General features: G+C 75.5%; 4 protein-coding genes. 2 read left to right on the forward strand and 2 right to left on the reverse strand.

All coding sequences use genetic code 11. The features are described from left to right. Positions 1–64 precede the first annotated feature (64 nt). Both ACFV5H_RS04765 and ACFV5H_RS04770 read left to right on the forward strand, forming a co-directional pair. The gene (locus ACFV5H_RS04765; RefSeq protein WP_385051047.1) at positions 65–1,759 is read left to right on the forward strand and encodes an ABC transporter ATP-binding protein; all 1,695 of its coding nucleotides are present in this window, start codon (positions 65–67) and stop codon (positions 1,757–1,759) included. Next, positions 1,756–3,645 carry an ABC transporter ATP-binding protein gene (locus ACFV5H_RS04770; RefSeq protein ID WP_385192837.1) on the forward strand — a complete coding sequence of 630 codons (1,890 nt, stop codon included), beginning with the start codon at positions 1,756–1,758 and terminating at the stop codon, positions 3,643–3,645. The genes ACFV5H_RS04765 and ACFV5H_RS04770 overlap by 4 nt, the downstream gene beginning before the upstream one ends. A 437-nt stretch (positions 3,646–4,082) precedes the next feature. Here ACFV5H_RS04770 and ACFV5H_RS04775 read toward each other — a convergent pair whose 3' ends face one another. Both ACFV5H_RS04775 and ACFV5H_RS04780 read right to left on the reverse strand, forming a co-directional pair. Next, positions 4,083–4,292 (reverse strand): MbtH family protein, encoded by a 210-nt coding sequence (locus ACFV5H_RS04775; RefSeq protein WP_385051051.1) that lies wholly within the window; start codon positions 4,290–4,292, stop codon positions 4,083–4,085. After that, positions 4,289–18,430, reverse strand: coding sequence for an amino acid adenylation domain-containing protein (locus tag ACFV5H_RS04780; RefSeq protein WP_385192839.1), 14,142 nt, complete (start codon positions 18,428–18,430; stop codon positions 4,289–4,291). The genes ACFV5H_RS04775 and ACFV5H_RS04780 overlap by 4 nt, the downstream gene beginning before the upstream one ends. Between the last annotated feature and the right edge of the window lie 56 nt (positions 18,431–18,486).

An 18,486-nucleotide genomic window follows, 5' to 3' on the forward strand; every position in this document is an offset into this window, starting at 1 on the left:
TATCCGGTCCGCCTTGTTCAGAGTAGCCTTACCTAACTGCCCGACCATCGCGGAGGTACGGCACATGCCGGCTGGAGGACCGACCGGGGGGCATGTCCTCCGGGAAGCGATCAGGGGCCGGCGCCGCGGTGTCGTCGCGGCATCGCTCCTCGGCATGGGCCATCAGACGTGTGAGGCCCTGGTCCCCGTGATCGTGGGCGTGATCATCGACGAGGCGGTGGCCAAGGGCTCGTCCGGCACTCTGCTGCGGCTGCTGGCGGTGCTCGCCGTCGTCTTCGTCGTCCTGTCGACGTGTTACCGCGTGGGCGCCCGCGTCACGGAGGCCGCGGGCGAACGGGCCACGCACCGGCTGCGGCTGGACCTCGCCGCCCGGGTGCTCGACCCGCGCGGCGGCGCCGACGCCGACCGGCTCCCGGGCGCGCTGACCAGCATCGCCACCAACGACGCCCGGCGCGTGGGCGCGGCGGTGACCGCCTTGTCGTACGGCGCCTCGGCGCTCGCCGCCCTCGCGGTCAGCGCGGTGGCCCTGCTGCGGATCTCGGTGCCGCTCGGCCTGCTCGTCCTGCTCGGCATCCCGCCCCTGTTGTGGCTGGGCCATCGCATCAGCGGGCCGCTGGAGCGGCGCAGCGAGACCGAGCAGGAGCGCGCCGCCCACGCTTCGGGGGTCGCCGCCGACCTGGTCATGGGTCTGCGGGTGCTCAAGGGGATGGGGGCCGAGCCGGCGGCCGTGGCCCGCTACCGGCGGACCAGTCAGGACTCGCTGGCCGCCGCGCTGCGTGCCGCCCGCAGCCGGGCCGGGCACGAGGGGGCGGTGCTCGCGCTGACCGGCGTCTTCATCGCGGTCATCGCCCTGGTGGGCGCGTACCTGGCGATGCGCGGCGGCATCAGTGTCGGTGAACTCGTGGCGGCGGTGGGGCTGGCGCAGTTCCTGCTCGGGCCGTTCCAGCTGCTCACCTTCGTCAACGCCGAGTTCGCGCAGGGCCGCGCCTCGGCCCGCCGGATCGCCGAGGTGCTGGCGGCGCCCGCCGCGGTGGAGCCGGGCGGGGCCGCGCTGCCCGGGGCCGTCGCCGGGCGGATCCGGCTGCGCGGTGTCACGCTCGGCGCGCTGCGGGGCGTCGACCTCGACCTCGGACCGGGCCTCACCGGTGTGGTGACCGGGGACCCGGCGGCGGCACGGGACCTGCTGCGCTGTCTGGCCCGGGAGTCGGACCCCGCCGGGGGTGTGGTCGAACTCGACGGCGTGCCGCTGACCGGCCTGGACCCCGACGACGTCCGCCGGGCCGTCCTGGTGGCGCCCCATGACGCGGATCTGTTCGAGACCAGTCTGCTGGACAACGTGCGCGCCGGGGCGGACGCGGACACGGCCGCGGTGGAGGCGGCGCTCACCGCCTCGGCGGCCGACGACGTCGCCCGGCTGCTGCCCGAGGGCGCGGACACCGTCCTCGCCGAGCGCGGCCGTTCCCTCTCCGGCGGACAGCGCCAGCGGGTCGCGCTGGCCCGGGCGCTGGCCGCCGGCCGGCCCGTGCTGGTCCTGCACGACCCGACCACCGCGGTGGACACGGTCACCGAGTCGCGGATCGCCGCCCGGCTGCGGGAGACGAGAGGGGACCGCACCACTGTCCTGGTCACCACCAGCCCCTCGCTGCTGGCGGTCACCGACCGGGTGGTGGTGCTCGACGGCGGCACGGTGACCGCCGACGGGCGGCACGCCGAACTCGTCGCCGCCGACGCCGCCTACCGTGCGGCGGTCCTGGCATGAGCGCCGCCAACGGCACGGACCCGCGCACCGACGACGGACGGACCGAGGAGACGACGATCCGCACCGGCCCCGGCGACCGCGCCCTGCTGCCGACCGCGACCGGCGCCGAGACCCTCGCCGCCCTCCGCTCCATGCTGCGCGGCCACCGTCCGCTCACGGCGGCGGCGGTGGGCGTCCTGGTCGCCGGAACGGCCGTCGGCCTGCTGACGGCGCCCCTGCTCGGACACGTCGTCGACCTGGTGGTGGAACGGCGCGGCACGGACGCGCTGACCGTACCCATGGTCCTGCTCGTCACGGTGGCCGTGGCGCGCGGCGCCGCCACCGCCCTCGGCAGCGCCCTCGTCGCCCGGCTGGGCGAGACCCTGCTCGCCGCCCTGCGCGAGCGGTTCGTCGAGCGGGCCCTCGGGCTGCCGCTGGAGCGGGTCGAGGAGGCCGGCTCGGGCGACCTGGTCTCCCGGGTGACGGACGACGTCACCATGGTCGCCAAGTCGGTACGGCAGGCCCTCCCGGAGTTCTCCCGCTCCGCCTTCACCATCGTGCTGACCCTGGCCGGACTCGCCGTGCTGGACTGGCGGTTCCTGCTCGCCGCGCTGTGCGCCGTGCCCGTGCAGGTGCTGTCGGTGCGCTGGTACCTGCGCCGGGCCGCTCCCGTGTACGCCGGGCACCGGGTGGCCACCGGCGCGCTCCAGCACCAGCTGCTCGACAGCATCGGGGGCGTCCGCACCGTACGCGCGTTCCGGCTGAACGGGCCGCATCTGGACCTCGTGGAGCAGCGGTCGCGGGCGGCCCTCGGGCTGGCGCTGCGCGGCATCCACGTCGTGACCGGGTTCTTCTCCCGGCTCAACCTGGCCGAGTTCATCGGCCTGGCCTCGGTCCTGGTCACCGGCTTCGTGCTGGTGGACGACGGGTCGGTGAGCATCGGCACGGCGACCGCGGCCGCGCTGTACTTCCACAGCCTGTTCAACCCGGTCAACGCCGCGCTGTTCCTGCTGGACGACGTGCAGTCGGCGGGCGCGAGCCTCGCCCGTCTGGTCGGGGTGTCCGGCCTGGCCGTCGCGCCGGAGCCGGAGCCGGACCGGCGGGCCGTGCCGGTGGACGGCTCGGTCAAGGTCTCCTCGCTCGACCACGCCTACGTGCCCGGCCACCCGGTGCTGCGGGACGTCGATCTGGAGGTGAGCGGCGGGGAGCGGGTCGCGCTGGTCGGTTCGAGCGGGGCCGGCAAGACGACACTGGCCAAGCTGATCGCGGGCGTGCACCGGCCGGCCCGGGGGTCGGTCACGCTGGGCGGTGCCGACGCGGACGAGCTGGGTCCCGCGGGGGTCCGCCGGGCGGTGACGCTCATCAGCCAGGAGGTGCACGTCTTCGCCGGTCCGCTCGCCGAGGACCTGCGGCTGGCCCGGCCGGACGCCGGCGACGACGACCTGCGGGCGGCCCTGGCGGCGGTGGGTGCCCTGGAATGGGCCGAGGCGCTGCCCGACGGGCTGGACACGGTGGTCGGGGAGGGCGGGCACCGGCTGACGGTGACGCAGGCCCAGCATCTGGCGCTGGCCCGGCTGGTCCTCGCCGGCCCGCCGATCGCCATCCTGGACGAGGCGACCGCCGACGCGGGCAGCGCGGGGGCGCGCGTCCTGGAGGCGGCCGCGCTGAAGGCCCTGGAGGGCCGCACGGGCCTGATGGTGGCGCACCGCCTGCCGCAGGCCGCGACCGCCGACCGGATCGTCGTCCTCGACGAGGGCCGGGTCGTCGAGACCGGCACCCACGAGGAACTCCTCGCGGCCGGCGGCCGGTACGCCGAACTGTGGGCAGCCTGGTCCGACAGCCGCCCGGGAACGCCCCGGCCGGCGGAGGACGCCGGGACCCGGCGGCACCGCCCCGCCGGAGGGTGAACCTCACGGCGCCCCTTCGAGAAGACCCGGCGCGCCACCGGGAACCGCCACCGCCCGGCGGCACCCAGCGACGGCAGGCGGCGAGGCCCGGCAGCAGCGCCCCGCCGGAGAGCGAGCCCCACGGCGCCCCTTCGAGAAGACCTGGCGCGCCGCCGGAAACCGCCACCAGCAAGTGACCCCCGGCGACGGCAGGCGGCAAGGCCCAGCGGCATCGCCCCGCCGAAGAGCGAGCCCCACGGCGCCCCTTCGAGAAGACCCGGCGCGCCACCGGGAACCGCCACCGGCGGGTGACCCCCCGGCGACGGCAGGCGGCGGCGCGGGTCCGTGGTGGTGGCAGGCGATCGCGGGAAACCGGGCCGCCCCATGGCGGCGTCGCCCGTGAGGTCCCGCGACGCCTCGTCCGTGCGTCGGCGTGGCGGCCGGGTGGGTGAGGCGGGTCAGTGGTCGCGGGCGGCCAGGCTCGCGGGGCGCAGGTCGGTCCAGTGGGTCTCCACGTAGGCCAGGCAGGCTTCGCGGGTGTCCTCGCCGAAGGCGGTCCGCCAGCCGGCCGGCACCTGGGCGAAGGACGGCCACAGGGAGTGCTGGTTCTCGTCGTTGACCAGGACCAGGAAGCGGCCCTGCGGGTCCTCGAACGGGTTGGTCGTCATGCGTGGTCACTCCTTGTGGACGGGGTGGTGATCAGCTCGGAGAGGGGTCGTCGCGGGTCGGCCGCCGCGTCGCGCAGCAGGGCGGTCAGGCCGTCGGCGAGCCGGCGTGCCGCGGCGGTGCCGAGTACGCCGGCCGCGTGGGTCAGCGCGCAGTGCACCGGGCCGGCGCCGCGCGGTTCGTGGAAGCCGAGGGTCAGCCCGGCCCGCACCGCGCCGGTGGGGGCGGCCCGCAGCGAGCCCAGGCCCCCTTCCAGCCGTGCCAGGTCGGCCTGTTCGTGGTGGATCACCATGACCCGGGGCCCCTCGGGGGGCAGTCCGGTCGCGCGGGCCACCTCGTCGTACGGCACGTCCTGCCGGTCCAGGGCGTCGAGCGTCGTCTCCCGCACCCGGGCCAGTAGTTCCGCGAACGTGGGGTCGCCCGCCGTGTCGGTGCGCAGGACGAGCGTGTTGAGGAAGCAGCCGACGAGGTCGGCGAGCCGCTCGTCGGCGCGGCCCGCGGCCATCGTGCCGATGGGCAGGTCGGTGCCCGCGCCGTGCGCGGTGAGCAGGGCCGCCAGGGCCGAGTGCAGCACCATGAACATGCTGGTGCCGGTGGTCCGGGCCAGCCGGTCCACGTCGGCGTGCAGCCGCTCGTCCAGCACGAAGGCGACCCGGCCGGGCACGGCGGACCGCGATCGGTCCGCCGGCAGCGCGAGGGCGGGCGGTACGCCCTTCAGCGTCCGCCGCCAGTGGGCGAGTCGGCGCCCGCCCCGGCTGTCCGGGTCGGCGAGGTCGCCGAGCGTCTCGTGGGACCGGCGGGTGTGGTCGGCGTACGTCACCGGCAGCGGCCGCCAGCCGGGTTCCCGGCCCTCGGACCGGGCGGCGTACGCGGTGGCGAGGTCACGGAGCAGGGGGACCACCGACCACTCGTCCACGGCGAGGTAGTGCGCGGTCAGCGAGACCGCCTGGCGGCCGTCGGGGGCGGTGAGCAGCCGCGCCCGCAGCGGCGCCTCCGCCGTCAGGTCCGTCACCTGCCCCGCGAGTTCGGCCAGGCGCCCGTCGAGGTCGGCGCACCGCTCGACGGTCAGGGCGGGAGGCTCGACCGGGCGCGGGAACACCGTGCCGTCGCGTTCGGTGAACGCCGTACGCAACGGCTGGTGACGGGCCGTCACGTCGGCCAGCGCGGCGGTGAGCGCGCCGGCGTCCAGTCCGCCCGGCGAGCGCAGTTCCAGGGCGTGGTCGAACCGGGGGTCGCGCCGGTGGGCGTACCACTGGGCGCGCTGGACCGGCGCGACCGGCCGGCCGGGGTCCACCGCCGCGCCGTCCCCGGCCGGGCGCGGCGCGGGGCGGGCGCCGGCCGCCCCGTCGACCGCGGTGGCGAGGCCGGCGACGGTCAGCGCGTCGAAGACGTCCCGGATGCCCAGTTCCACGCCGAACTCGGTGCGGATCCGGCCCAGCAGCCGCATCGCGGCCATCGAGTGGCCGCCCAGAGCGAAGAAGTTGTCGTGGACGCCGACGCCGTCCAGCCGGAGGACCTCGCGGAACAGCCCGGCCAGCCGGGCCTGCGTCCGGGTGGCGGGGTGGGCGTCGCCGGTCATGGAGGACCAGTCCGGTGCGGGCAGCGCCCTGCGGTCCAGCTTGCCGTTGGGGGTCAGCGGCAGCGGACCGTCCAGCGGTACGACGAGGGCCGGGACCATGTACTCGGGCAGCAGCCCGGCGACATGGGCGCGCAGCGCCCGCGGGTCGAGGTCCGCGCCGCCGTCGGGCACGGCGTAACCGACGAGGCGCACGATGTCGCCGTCGCGGTCGGCGGTCACGGCCGCCTGGCCGACCGCGGGATGGCCGGTGAGGGCCGCCTCGATCTCCCCGAGCTCGACGCGGAACCCGCGGATCTTCACCTGGGTGTCCACCCGGCCGAGGAAGTCGAGGTTGCCGTCCGTCCGCCAGCGGGCGCGGTCGCCCGTGCGGTACATGCGGCCGCCGGGCGGTCCGAACGGGTCGGCGACGAACCGCTCGGAGGTGAGCGCGGGCCTGCCGAGGTAGCCGCGGGCGAGACCGCGCCCGGCGACGTACAGCTCCCCCGCCACGCCCGGCGGGACCGGGCGGAGGTGCTCGTCCAGGACGTAGCAGCGGGTGTTGGGGTCCGGGCGGCCGATGGGGACCCGGCCGGGCGTGCGTGGTCCGTGGGCGCGGGAGGGCCACAGGGTGGAGTTGACGGTCGCCTCGGTGAGCCCGTAGGCGCAGATCAGGTGGGCGGTGGCGCCGAAGCGTTCGAACAGGTCCGGCGGGACCGTCTCGGTGCCGACCAGGACGGTCGATCCCTCGGGCAGGGCGCAGCCGGGCGGCAGGGCGGAGACCAGGGACGGCGGCAGGATCATGTGGGTGACGCGCTGCTCCGCGAGGAAGTCGGTGAGCGCCTCTCCGGCGACCCGTGCCTCGTCGGGGATCAGTACGAGCCGGCCGCCGTGGCACAGGGCCATGGCCAGTTCGAAGACGAACACGTCGAAGCCGATGGAGGCGAACTGGAGCACCCGGCTGCCGGGGCGCAGGTCCATGCGGTCGACGGCGGTGGCGACCAGGCTGGAGACGCCCTCGTGGGAGACGACGACGCCCTTGGGCCGGCCCGTCGAACCGGAGGTGTAGATGACGTACGCGGCCTGGTCCAGCGCGACCGGGCGGGCGTCCAGGGGGGTGTCCGGCAGGCGGTCCAGTGCGGTGACGGTCGCGGGGGCGTCGAGCAGCACCACGGGGACGCCCGGCACCTCGGGGATCTTGCCGGCCACCGGTTCGCTGCCGACGACGAGGGCGGCGCCCGAGTCCTCGATCATGTAGGTGAGGCGGTCGCCCGGGTGTGTCAGGTCCAGCGGCAGGAAGGCGGCGCCCAGCCTCAGCGCGGCGAGCACGGTCGCGATCATGTCGGCCGAGCGGGGCACGGCCACTCCGACCACGCTCTCGGTGCCGACGCCGTGCGCGGCGAGGAGCCGTGCGATGCGGTCGGCCCGTGCGTCGAGCTGTGCGTACGTCACCGAGCGGGAGCGCTCGACGACGGCGGCCGCGTCGGGCCGTTCGGCGAGCCGCCGGGCGAAGAGGGCGGGCAGGGACGCCTCCTCGACGTCCCGTCCGGTGGCGTTGAAGCGCTCCAGGACCTGGTGGCGTTCGTCGGCGGAGAGGATCTCCGCCCGGGAGACGGGCTGTTCGGGTGCGGCGACGACGGCGGCGGTGAGCCTGCGCAGCCGTTCGCCGATCCGCTCGGCGCTCTCGTGGTCGAACAGCTCGGTGGCGTACTCCAGGCGGCAGCGGAGCGATCCCGGTTCGTGGTCGGTCCGTTGCCGCTCGGTGAAGCTGAACACGAGGTCGAACTTGGCCGATTCGACCGGGAACGGCAGGTACTCGGCGGTCAGGCCGGGCAGTTCGAGCGCGTCGCCGGTACGGACGTGGTGGCCGACCATCACCTGGAACAGCGGGTTGCGGGCGAGCGACCGGGCCGGGTTGACCGCCTCCACCACCGCCTCGAACGGCACGTCCGCGTGGGAGAACGCGGCCAGGTCGGTCGCGCGGATCCGGGCGAGCAGCTCGGTGAAGCCGGGGTCCCCGCTGAGGTCGGCCCGTAGGACGAGGGTGTTGACGAAGAAGCCGACGAGGTCGTCCAGTGCCTGGTCGCCGCGGCCCGCGACGGGCGCGCCGAGCGGGATGTCCGTTCCGGCGCCCATGCGGTGGAGCAGGGTGGCGACGGCCGCGTGGACGACCATGAACATGCTGGTGCCGGTGGACCGGGCGAGCCGGCCGAGCCCTTCGTGCACCGCGGTGTCGAACTCGATGTCGAGCGCGGCTCCGGAGAAGGCGGGACGCGCGGGCCGGGGCCGGTCGACGGGCAGGTCGAGTTCCTCGGGGATCCCCGCCAGCGCCTTACTCCAGTAGGCCAGTTGACGGGCGGCCGGGCTGTCGGGGTCGGACGGGTCGCCGAGCAGCCGCTGCTGCCAGAGGGCGTAGTCGGCGTACTGGGCGGGCAGCGGCCGCCACGTGGGGGCGGTGCCCGCGAGGCGGGCGCGGTAGGCGGTGGCCAGGTCGCGCAGGAAGGGGCGGTCGGACCATTCGTCGGTGGTGATGTGGTGCAGCAGCAGCACGACGACGTGGTCCTCGGGGGTGATCTCCACGAGGGTGGCGCGCAGGGGCAGTTCACGGGCGAGGTCGAACGGCCGGCGCACCGCGGTGGCCACGACGCCGGGCACCTCGTCCTCGGCTGCCCGGATGTGCTCCACCTCCGGGCGGGCCTCGTCGGCGGGCAGCACGTGCTGGGACACCCGGCCGTCCCGTTCGGTGAAGAGGGTGCGCAGGGCCTCGTGGCGGGCCGTCACATCGGCGAGGGCCGCGCTCCACGCCGTACGGTCGAGCGGTCCGCGCACCCGCGTCACCAGCGGGAAGTTGTACGCGGCGGAGGTGCACTCGATCTGCTGGACGACCCACAGCCGCTGCTGGGCGTGGGACAGCGGCAGCTCGGCGGGGCGCTCCCCGGCCGTGAGCGCGGGCCGGGCGGCGGTGCCGGAGCGGGCCGTGCGGCGTGCCAGTTCGGCGACGGTGGGTGCCTCGAACAGGTCGCGGATGGCGAGTTCGACGCCGAGGGCGGCGCGGGCGCGGCTGATCAGCCGGGTGGCGAGCAGGGAGTGTCCGCCCAGGTCGAAGAAGTCGGCGTCGGCCCCGACACCGTCCTCGGGCAGGCCGAGCACATCGGCGAAGAGCGCGCGCAGCGTCTCCTCGTGCGGGGTGCGGGGCGGCCGGCCGGTGCCCGTGCCGGTGAGGTCGGGGGCGGGCAGTGCCTTGACGTCGAGCTTGCCGTTGACGGTCAGCGGGAGGGTGTCCACGGGGACGAGGGCGGCCGGGACCATGTAGTCCGGCAGGCCGGCCCGCAGGTGGTCGCGGAGCCGTTTGGGCAGGTCCTCCCCCGGCTGCCCGTCCTCCTCCGGCACCACGTAGCCGACCAGGCGCTTCGTCCCGGCGGACGGCACCACGACGACCGCCGCACGGGCGACCTCGGGATGCGCGGACAGGGCGGCGGCGATCTCCGCCGGTTCGATGCGGTAGCCGCGGATCTTCACCTGGTCGTCGGTGCGGCCGAGGAAGTCGAGCAGGCCGTCCGGGCGCCGCCGGACCAGGTCGCCGGTGCGGTACATGCGCTCGCCCGGCTCCCCGAACGGGTCGGCGACGAAGCGTTCCGCGGTGAGTCCCGGCCGTTCGTGGTAGCCGCGGGCGAGCCCGGTGCCGGCGATGTACAGCTCGCCGGGGCAGCCGGGCGGGACCGGGCGGAGCATGGTGTCGAGGACGTGGGCGCGGGTGTTGCGGATGGGCAGGCCGACGGTCGGGGTGTCGCTGTCCGTGGTGGAGCCGCCGAGGGTGTTGATCGTGTACTCGGTGGGCCCGTACAGGTTGTAGCCGTAGGTGCCCTCCGTGCGGCGCAGCCGGGTCCACACGGTGTCGGGGACGGCCTCGCCGCCGAGCAGGACCAGGGCGGGCCGGTGCCGGCCCGCGGCCGGGTCCTGTTCGAGCAGGCCCTCCTCGATCAGCAGCTGGGCGTAGGTCGGGGTGACGTTGACGACGTCGACGGCGTGCCGGTCGCAGTAGTTCACCAACGCCTCGGCGTCACGGCGCAGTTCCTCGTCGCAGACGTGCACCTCGTGGCCCTCGACGAGCCACAGCAGTTCCTCCCAGGACATGTCGAACGCGAAGGAGACGGTGTGCGCGATCCGCAGCCGCCGTCCCCCGGCGGAGGCGATGGCCGGGTCGAAGATCTCCCGCTGGTGGTTGAGCTGCATGTTCGTCAGCCCCCGGTAGGGGGTGACGACGCCCTTGGGGCGTCCGGTGGAGCCGGAGGTGTAGATGATGTACGCCGGGTGCTCCAGCCGGTCCGGCACACCGCGGGCGAACGCCGGCCGTTCGGCGTCGGTGACGCCGTCGTGCGGGAGTGCGGAGAGTTCGGCGGCCACGGACGGGGTGTCCAGGAGCAGTTCGGGTGCGAGCGGTCCCTCTTCGCCCCGCAGGGCGGGGGCCACGGCCGTGGTGGAGACCAGGCACAGCGGGCCGGTGTCCGCCACCATCAGGCGCAGCCGGTCGGCGGGGTGGTCGAGGTCGAGCGGCAGATAGGCGGCCCCGGTGCGCAGGACGGCGAACAGTGCCGTGACCATGTCGAGGGAGCGGGGCAGGGCGAGCGCGACGGCCTTCTCCGGTCCCGCGCCCCGGGCCAGCAGCAGCCGGGCGAGGCGGTTGATCCGGGCGTCCAGCCCGGCGTAGGTCAGGGACTGTTCGCCGAAGACCAGGGCCACCGCGTCGGGGGTGCGGGCGGCACGGTCGGCGAGCAGGTCGGCGACGGTGTCGTCGGGCACCGGTTCGCGGGTCGCGGCCGGGGCGGTCCGCTCCCGCGGCAGCAGCAGGTCGAGGCCGGCGGTCCGGGCGCTGTCCGCCTCCGGTCCGGTGAGGACGTCGGCCAGTCGCTCCAGCACGGTCGTGAACCGGGCGAGGATCACCGTGGCCGTGTCCGCGTCGAACAGGTCGGGCCGGGCGGCGAGGGTCACCCGCAGCCGGGTCTCCGGCGTGACGATCAGGGTGAGCGGGAAGTGGGTGCCGTCCACGTTGGAGATGCCGGTGATGCCGTGCCGCCGCCGGAGCGTGGCGGCCCGCTCCTCGCCGTCGGCCGAGCGCAGCACGAACAGGGTGTCGAACAGCCGCCGGTGGCCGGTCTCCCGCTGCAGCGTCCCGAGCCCCAGGTACTCGTACGGCATGACCGCCGCGCGCTCGGACTGGGTCCTGCGCAACAGGTCGAGCAGGGGTTCGCCGGGGTCGAGGGAGATGCGGGCCGGGACCGTGTTGAGGAACATGCCGATGGTGCCGGCGGCGCCGGGGACGTCGGCGGGCCGGCCGGCCACCGCCGTGCCGAAGGCGACGTCCGTACGGCCGGTCAGCGTCGAGAGCACCAGGGCCCAGGCCGTGGTCAGCAGGGTGTTCGGGGTGAGTCCGTGGCGCCGGGCGGCGGTGCGCAGCCGGTCGCCGGCCTCGCGGGTGAGTGTCGCGTCGAAGTCCACCGGTATCACCGGGCCGCCGTCGCGGCCGGCCGGGGCGACCAGGGTCGGCTCGTCGAACCCGGCGAGCGCCCGGCGCCACGCGGTCAGTGCGGTGTCGGTGTCCTGCCGGTCCAGCCAGGTCAGGTAGTCCCGGTAGGAGCCGGGGGCCGGCAGTCCGGTGGCGTCGCCGGCACGCTCGTACAGTGCGAGGAGTTCCTCCAGGAACAGCCAGGCGGACCAGCCGTCCCAGAGGATGAGGTGGTGGGTGACGACCAGCCGGTCCCGGCCGTCGCCGAGGTGGAGCAGCAGCAGGCGGGCGAGGGGCGGGGCGGTCAGGTCGAAGCGGCGGCGGCGGTCGGCCGCGAGGAGTTCGTCCGTGCGGGCCCGTTGCCCGTCGGACGGCAGTGCGGAGAGGTCGTGCTCGACGAGGGGGAACCCGGCGTGCTCCGCGATGAACTGCACCGGGCGGGGCAGACCGTCGCTGACGAACCCGGCGCGCAGGCCGGTGTTGCGCTCCAGGAGCGTCCGGCACGCGGCGCGCAGCCGGGTGGCGTCCAGGCGGTGGTCGAAGTCCAGTGTCTCCTGGGAGAGGTAGACGTCGAGTGTGTCGCCGGCGTCGTAGGTGGCGTGGAAGTACATGCCCTCCTGGAGCGGGGACAGGGGCCAGACGTCCGCGACCCGTGACGCGCCGGCGGCGGCCTCGACGCGGGCGGTCTCCTCGGCGGTGAGCAGGGGGGCCTCGGGTGTGCCGGCTGCCGTGGTGAGCCGGTCCAGCAGGGCCCGCAGGGCGGGGTCGGCCGCCGCGCCGGACCGCTCCTGCCGGGCCAGTACGGCCTTCAGGGCGGCGGCGGCCCGGCCTGCCTCGGTCGCCGGGAGCGTCACGTCGGAGGCGGTCGGGTTCCGGGGGGTGTGCTCGCCGGCCGCGGCGGCGAGGGCGGCCGGGGTGCGGTGCTCGAAGACGTCGCGCGGGCCGATGGACAGTCCGTGTTCCCTGGCCCGGGTGGCGACGGTGACGGAGGTGAGGCTGTCACCGCCGAGGGTGAAGAAGTCGTCGTCGGCGCCGATGCCGGGCACCCCGAGCACGGCGGCGAAGATGTCGCACAGGGTGCGCTCCCGCTCGTCGGCGGGTGCGCGGCCACCGGTCCGGGGGGCGGCGGACGGCGCGGGCAGCGCGTTGACGTCGAGTTTGCCGTTCGGGGTCAGCGGCAGTTCGCCGGTCAGCAGGACGGCACCCGGCACCATGGGCGCGGGCAGCGCGTCCGCGAGCGCCGCGCGCAGGCTCTCGGCGTCCACCGGACCGGCGTCGGGCGCGGGCACGGCGTACGCGATCAGGGTGCCGTCACGGGCGATCACGGCCGCCCGTTCCACGCCCGGCAGACCGCTCAGCACCGCCTCGATCTCGCCGGGTTCGACACGGTTGCCGCGGATCTTGACCTGCCGGTCGGTGCGCCCGAGGTACTCGACGGCGCCGTCGGCGCGGCGCCGTACCAGGTCGCCGGTGCGGTACATGCGCTCGCCGGGCTCGCCGAAGGGGTCGGCGACGAACCGCTCGGCGGTCAGTCCCGGCCGGTCGTGGTAGGCGCGCGCCAGCTGGACCCCGCCGAGGTGGAGTTCGCCGGGGACGCCGTCGGGCACCGGGCGCAGGAAGGCGTCCAGCACGTACAGCCGGGTGTTCCACACCGGCCGGCCGATCGGCACGGTGGTCTCGCCGCCGCCGTCGTACGGGAAGTACGTCACGTCCACGGCGGCCTCGGTGGGGCCGTAGAGGTTGTGCAGGGGGACGGGGCCGTGCCCGGAGCGGGCGGTGAGGTCCCGCCAGCGTGCGGCGTCCGCGCCGGGGAGCGCCTCGCCGCTGCAGAAGACCCGGCGCAGGCTCGCCGCCCACGGCCGGTCCCGCTCCGTCTCCGTGAACCGCAGGAAGGCGGCCAGCATCGACGGCACGAAGTGCAGTGTGGTGATCCGTTCGGTGCGGATCAGCTCGGTCAGGTAGGCGGGGTCGCGGTGGCCGTCGGGGCGGGCGAGGACGACGGTGGCGCCCGCCAGCAGGGGCCAGAAGAACTCCCACACGGAGACGTCGAAACCGGACGGTGTCTTCTGGAGCACCCGGTCGTCGTCGGTGAGCCGGTACTCGGCCTGCATCCAGGCGAGCCGGTTGACGATCGCCCGGTGGGTGACCACGACGCCCTTGGGGCGCCCGGTGGAGCCGGAGGTGTGGATCAGGTAGGCGGGATGGTCCGGGGAGGCCGGGGCCGGCCGGGTGTCGGGGACGTCCTCGTCGTCCTCGACGATCAGGTGCTGGAGGCCGGGCGCTTCGGGCAGCCTCACGGCGGCCTCGGCGGTGGTCACGACGGTCCGCGCTCCGGAGTCGCCGAGCAGGTACGCGACCCGGTCCGCGGGGTGGTCGAGGTCGACGGGAAGGTAGGCGGCGCCCGCCTTGAGCACCGCCAGCAGCGCGACCACGAGCTCCGCCGACCGGGGCACGGCGACCGCGACGAACCGTTCGGGGCCCGCGCCGCGTGCCCGCAGCCGACGGGCCAGGGCCTCGGCGCGCCGGTCGAGTTCCGCGTAGGTGAGGGCGGTGTCCTCGAAGACGAGCGCCGTGGCGTGCGGCGTGCGTGCCGCCTGCTGTGCGAACAGCGAGGCCAGGGTGGCGTCGGGCACCGGGTGCGCGGTGGTGCCGGGCCCGGTCGGGCGCTGCCGCTCCCGGTGGGTCGGCAGGCCGGTGCGGGCGACCGGGCGGCCGGGGTCGGACGTCAGGGTGCGCAGCAGGGTCACGAACCGGTCGGCGAGGCCGGCCACGACCGTCCGGTCCAGCCGTGCGGCGTCGTACGTGAACCGCAGCCGCAGCCGGCCGGCCTCCGGCTCGACGATCAGCGCGAGGGGGTAGTGCACGGTGTCGAACACCTCGGAGCCGGTGATGCGGAGGGTGCCCGCACCGTCGTCGGAGGCGGTCGGGTGGTTCTCGAACACGACGAGGGTGTCGAAGAGTTCGCCGCCGCCCGCGGTCCGCTGGATGTCGGCGAGACCGAGGTGCTGGTGGTCCAGCAGGGCCGCGTGCTCGTCCTGGACGCGCCGCAGCAGCCCGGTGAGGGACTCGTCGGGCATCAGGCGTACACGGGCCGGGACGGTGTTGATGAACAGGCCGACGGCACGGTCCAGGTCGCCGGTCCCGTGGCCCCGGCCGGACACCGTGGTGCCGAACACCACGTCCTGGGTGCCGGTCAGGCCGCCGAGGAGCAGGCCCCAGAGGCCGTGGACGACGGTGCTCAGGGTGATTCCGTGGGTGCGGGCGTACGTGGTGAGGTCGTCGTCGGGCAGCGGGACGTCCAGGTGGTCCGGGCGGGCGGGCACCCGGTGCGTGTCCGCCGTCGTGAGGGAGCCGGCGAGCAGGGTGGGCCCGGGGAGTCCCGACAGCGCCCGCTGCCACGCCTCGCGCGCCGCGTCGCGGTCCCGGCCGGCCAGCCAGGCCAGGTGGCGGTGCGGGGCGAAGGGCTCCGGCAGGTCCTCGCCCCGGTGGGCGGCGAGCAGTTCGCGCCGGAGGACGGCGAGCGACCAGCCGTCGGCGACGATGTGGTGCAGGGTGAGCAGCAGGCGGTGGCGCCGGCCGTCACGGATCAGGGTGGCCCGCAGCAGCGGGGGCCGGGCGAGGTCGAAGCCTTCGGCCCGGTCCGCCTCCAGCAGGGCGTCCGGTCCGCCGCTCGTGTGGGTGTCGGTCTCCCGCCACGGCAGGACGGCGTGCTCCGCGAGCCGCTGGACGACCCGGCCGTCGGGCAGCTGGCGGAACGAGGCCCGCAGCAGCGGATGCCGGTCGAGGAGGAGCTGCAGTGTCCGGCGCAGCCGGTCGGGCTCCACCGGGCCCGCGAGGTCGAGGAGTTGCTGCACGAGGTACGGGTCGGCGGCGCCGGTGTCGTACCGGGCGTGGAAGAAGAAGCCCTCCTGGAGCGGGGAGACCGGCAGGGCGTCCTCGTCCAGGTGCACCGGGGTGCAGGGCTGCGTGTCGGGGCCGGCCCGGTCGGCGGCCTGGGCGAGCGCCGCCACGGTCCGCCGGCGGAACACGTCGCGGGGGGTGATCGCGAGCCCGGCCGCCCGGGCGAGGTTGACCAGCCGGATCGCGACGATGCTGTCGCCGCCCAGTTCGAAGAAGCTGTCGTGGACGCCGACCGACGGCATGCCGAGCACGTCGGCGAACAGACCGGCGAGCGTGGTCTCGGCGGGGGTGGAGGGCGCGTCCGTCCCGCTCAGGGAGGTCCAGCGGGGAGCGGGGAGGGCACGCCTGTCGAGCTTGCCGTTGGGCGTCAGCGGAAGGGGGCCGTCGATGACGACGACGGCGGACGGCACCATGAAGTCGGGCAGGATCTCGGCCACTCGGGCCCGCGCGGCCGTCACGGCGGCGTCGTCGTCCGCCACGAGGTAGGCGACCAGGCGGGTGACGCCCCGGTGGTCGTCCCGTGGCAGGACCGCGGCCTGGGAGATCCCGGGAGAGGCCATGAAGGCGCTCTCGATCTCGCCCGGCTCGATCCGGTGGCCCCGGATCTTCAGCTGGCCGTCGGCGCGGCCGAGGAACTCCAGGTTGCCGTCGGGGGCCCAGCGCACCCGGTCGCCGGTGCGGTACATACGGGTGCCGGGCGCGCCGAACGGGTCGGCGACGAACCGCTCGGAGGTGAGCCCCGGCCGGCCGAGGTAACCGCGGGCCAGACCGCGGCCGGCGACGTACAGCTCGCCCTCGGTGCCCACCGGGACCGGGCGCAGCGCGGAGTCGAGCACGTAGGCGCGGGTGTTGGGGTCGGGCCGGCCGATGGGCGCGGGTCCCGGCCGGGCGGGGTCGGCGGGCCACAGGGTGGAGTTGACGCTCGCCTCGGTGAGCCCGTAGGCGACGACGACCTTCAGCCGCCCGGCCCAGCGGGCGATCAGCTCGCTCGGCACGGCCTCGGTGCCGACGACGAGGACGGCGCCGTCGGGCAGTTCGCAGTCCCGCGGCAGCGCGGAGACCAGTGACGGCGGCAGGATCATGTGGGTGGCGCGGTGCCCGGCGATGTACTCGGTGAGGGCGGGTCCGGCGACGCGGCGCCCGTCGGGGACGACGATGATCCGTCCGCCCGCGCAGAGCGACATGATCAGGTCCCAGACCGTGACGTCGAAGCCGACGGAGGCGAACTGCACGACCCGGCTGTCCGGGCCGACGCCGATGCGGTCGGTGGCGGTGGCGATGAGGCTGCCGACGCCGTCGTGGGTGACGACGACGCCCTTGGGGCGGCCGGTGGAGCCCGAGGTGTAGATGACGTACGCGGCCCGGTCGAGCGGGATCGGCAGGGAGAGGTCGGACGGGTCCTGTGCGGCGTACGCGGCCGCCGTGGCCGGGTCGTCGAGCAGGAGGTGGCCTGCGCCGGGTACGGCGGGGAGTTCCCCGGCCAGGTCGCGCACGGTGACGACGGTGCGTGCCCCCGCGTCGGACAGCATGTGGGCGATGCGGTCCTTCGGGTGGTCGGCGTCCAGCGGAAGGTAGGCGGCGCCGGTCTTCAACACCGCGAGCAGGCAGATCACCAGTTCGGGCGAGCGGGGCAGGGCCACGGCGACGACGTCCTCGGCCCGCACGCCCCGGGCGGTCAGGAGCCGGGCGAGCCGGTTGGCGTGGGCGTTCAGTCCGTCGTACGTCAGTTCCCGGTCCTCGCAGACCAGTGCCACGGCGTCGGGCGCCCCGCGGACCTGGTGTTCGAAGGCCGCGGGCCAGGTCAGCTCGGGCACCTCGCGCGGTGAGACGCCCAGTTCGCCGAGGAGCCGGCCGCGTTCCGCGCCGTCGGTGAGGTCGATGTGTCCGAGGGGCCGGTCCGGGTCGTCGGCCAGGGAGTCCAGCAGGGCGAGGAAGCGGCGTTCGTGGTCGCGCAGGGCGGCTTCGTCGCAGACGTCGGCGTCGGCGTCGAGGTGGAGGCGTACGCCCTGTCCGTCCCGTGCCCGGGAGAAGGTGAAGGCCAGGTCGTTCACCGGGCCGAGCCAGGCCGGGTGGAGTTCGGCCGGGTGGTCGTCGAAGGGCAGGTCGGCGGTGCCGGGGAGGATGTTGACCGTCGGCCCGACCAGTTCGGCCAGGCCGTCGGCGAGTCCCAGGTCCCGGGCCAGGTCCTCGGCCCGGTAGCGCCCGTGCTCGACGGCCTCGGCGACGATGTGCCCGATCCCGGCCGCCAGTTCGGCTCCGGTGGTGCCCGGGTGGACCGGGACCCGCAGGGGGACGACGTTGGACACCATGCCGGGTACGGTGGCCGCCCCGTCGTCCTGGCGGGCGGTGACCGGCAGGCCGAGGACCAGGTCCTGTGCGCCGCTGGTCCGGTGCAGATAGGCGGCCACGGCCGTGATCAGGAACCGGGAGAGCCGGACGCCTGCGCCGTGGGCGGCGGCCTCCAGCCGGGCGGTGTCCCGCGCGCCGAGCACCGTGGAGCGCCGCACCCGCCGCGTCATCGGCGCCGGTGCGCGCTCGACGAGGCGTACGGGCTCCGGGCGGCCGGACATCCGGTCGAGCCAGTAGGCGCGGTCGGTGCGGTGCCGCGCGGACGCGCGGTACTCCCGGTCGGCGGTGACCAGACGGGAGAGCGCCCCGTCGGGGGCGGCGGGTGCCCGCTCGCCCGCGGTGTAGAGCTCACCGGCCCTGCGGGTGATCAGGGCGGCGCCCATGCCGTCGACGACGATGTGGTGGTAGCGCTGGTACCAGAGCACACGGTCGTCGGTGAGCCGGAGCACCGCCTGGGCGAACAGCGGGCCGCCGGCGAGGTCGGCGGGCCGGTCGCGGTCGGCGTCCATCCAGGCGGCGGCCGCCCGGTCCGGGTCGCTCCCGCCCCGGAGGTCGAGGACGGGCACGTCGACGGGGGTCCGTACGACCGTCTGCCGCGGCTCGTCCCGGTCGGCGGTGACGCGGATGTGCAGGGCCTCGGCCTCCTCGACGGCCCGGCGGGCCGAGGCGGCGAGGCGGCCGGGGTCGACGGCGCCGCGCAGTTCGAGGACGAAGGCGAGGGTGTGGACCGAACTGTCCGGCTCGATCTGCTGGGCGAGCCAGATACCGGACTGCGCTCCGGTCAGGGGCCACGGTCCGGACCCGGCGGTCCGGTCCGACTCGGCGTCAGGCATCGTGAGAGGAACCCTTCCTTGATGTGCGTCGGTGAGCGGCCGTGGAGGTTCCGGAC

It is taken from the genome of Streptomyces sp. NPDC059787 (assembly GCF_042732315.1).
Taxonomy (GTDB): domain Bacteria; phylum Actinomycetota; class Actinomycetes; order Streptomycetales; family Streptomycetaceae; genus Streptomyces; species Streptomyces atrovirens.

Excerpts from the sequence above, each read along its gene's own strand:
- ACFV5H_RS04770 (WP_385192837.1), top strand. The coding sequence starts at position 1,756 with ATGAGCGCCGCCAACGGCACGGACCCGCGCACCGACGACGGACGGACC.
- ACFV5H_RS04765 (WP_385051047.1), top strand. The coding sequence starts at position 65 with ATGCCGGCTGGAGGACCGACCGGGGGGCATGTCCTCCGGGAAGCGATC.
- ACFV5H_RS04780 (WP_385192839.1), bottom strand. The coding sequence starts at position 18,430 with ATGCCTGACGCCGAGTCGGACCGGACCGCCGGGTCCGGACCGTGGCCC.
- ACFV5H_RS04775 (WP_385051051.1), bottom strand. The coding sequence starts at position 4,292 with ATGACGACCAACCCGTTCGAGGACCCGCAGGGCCGCTTCCTGGTCCTG.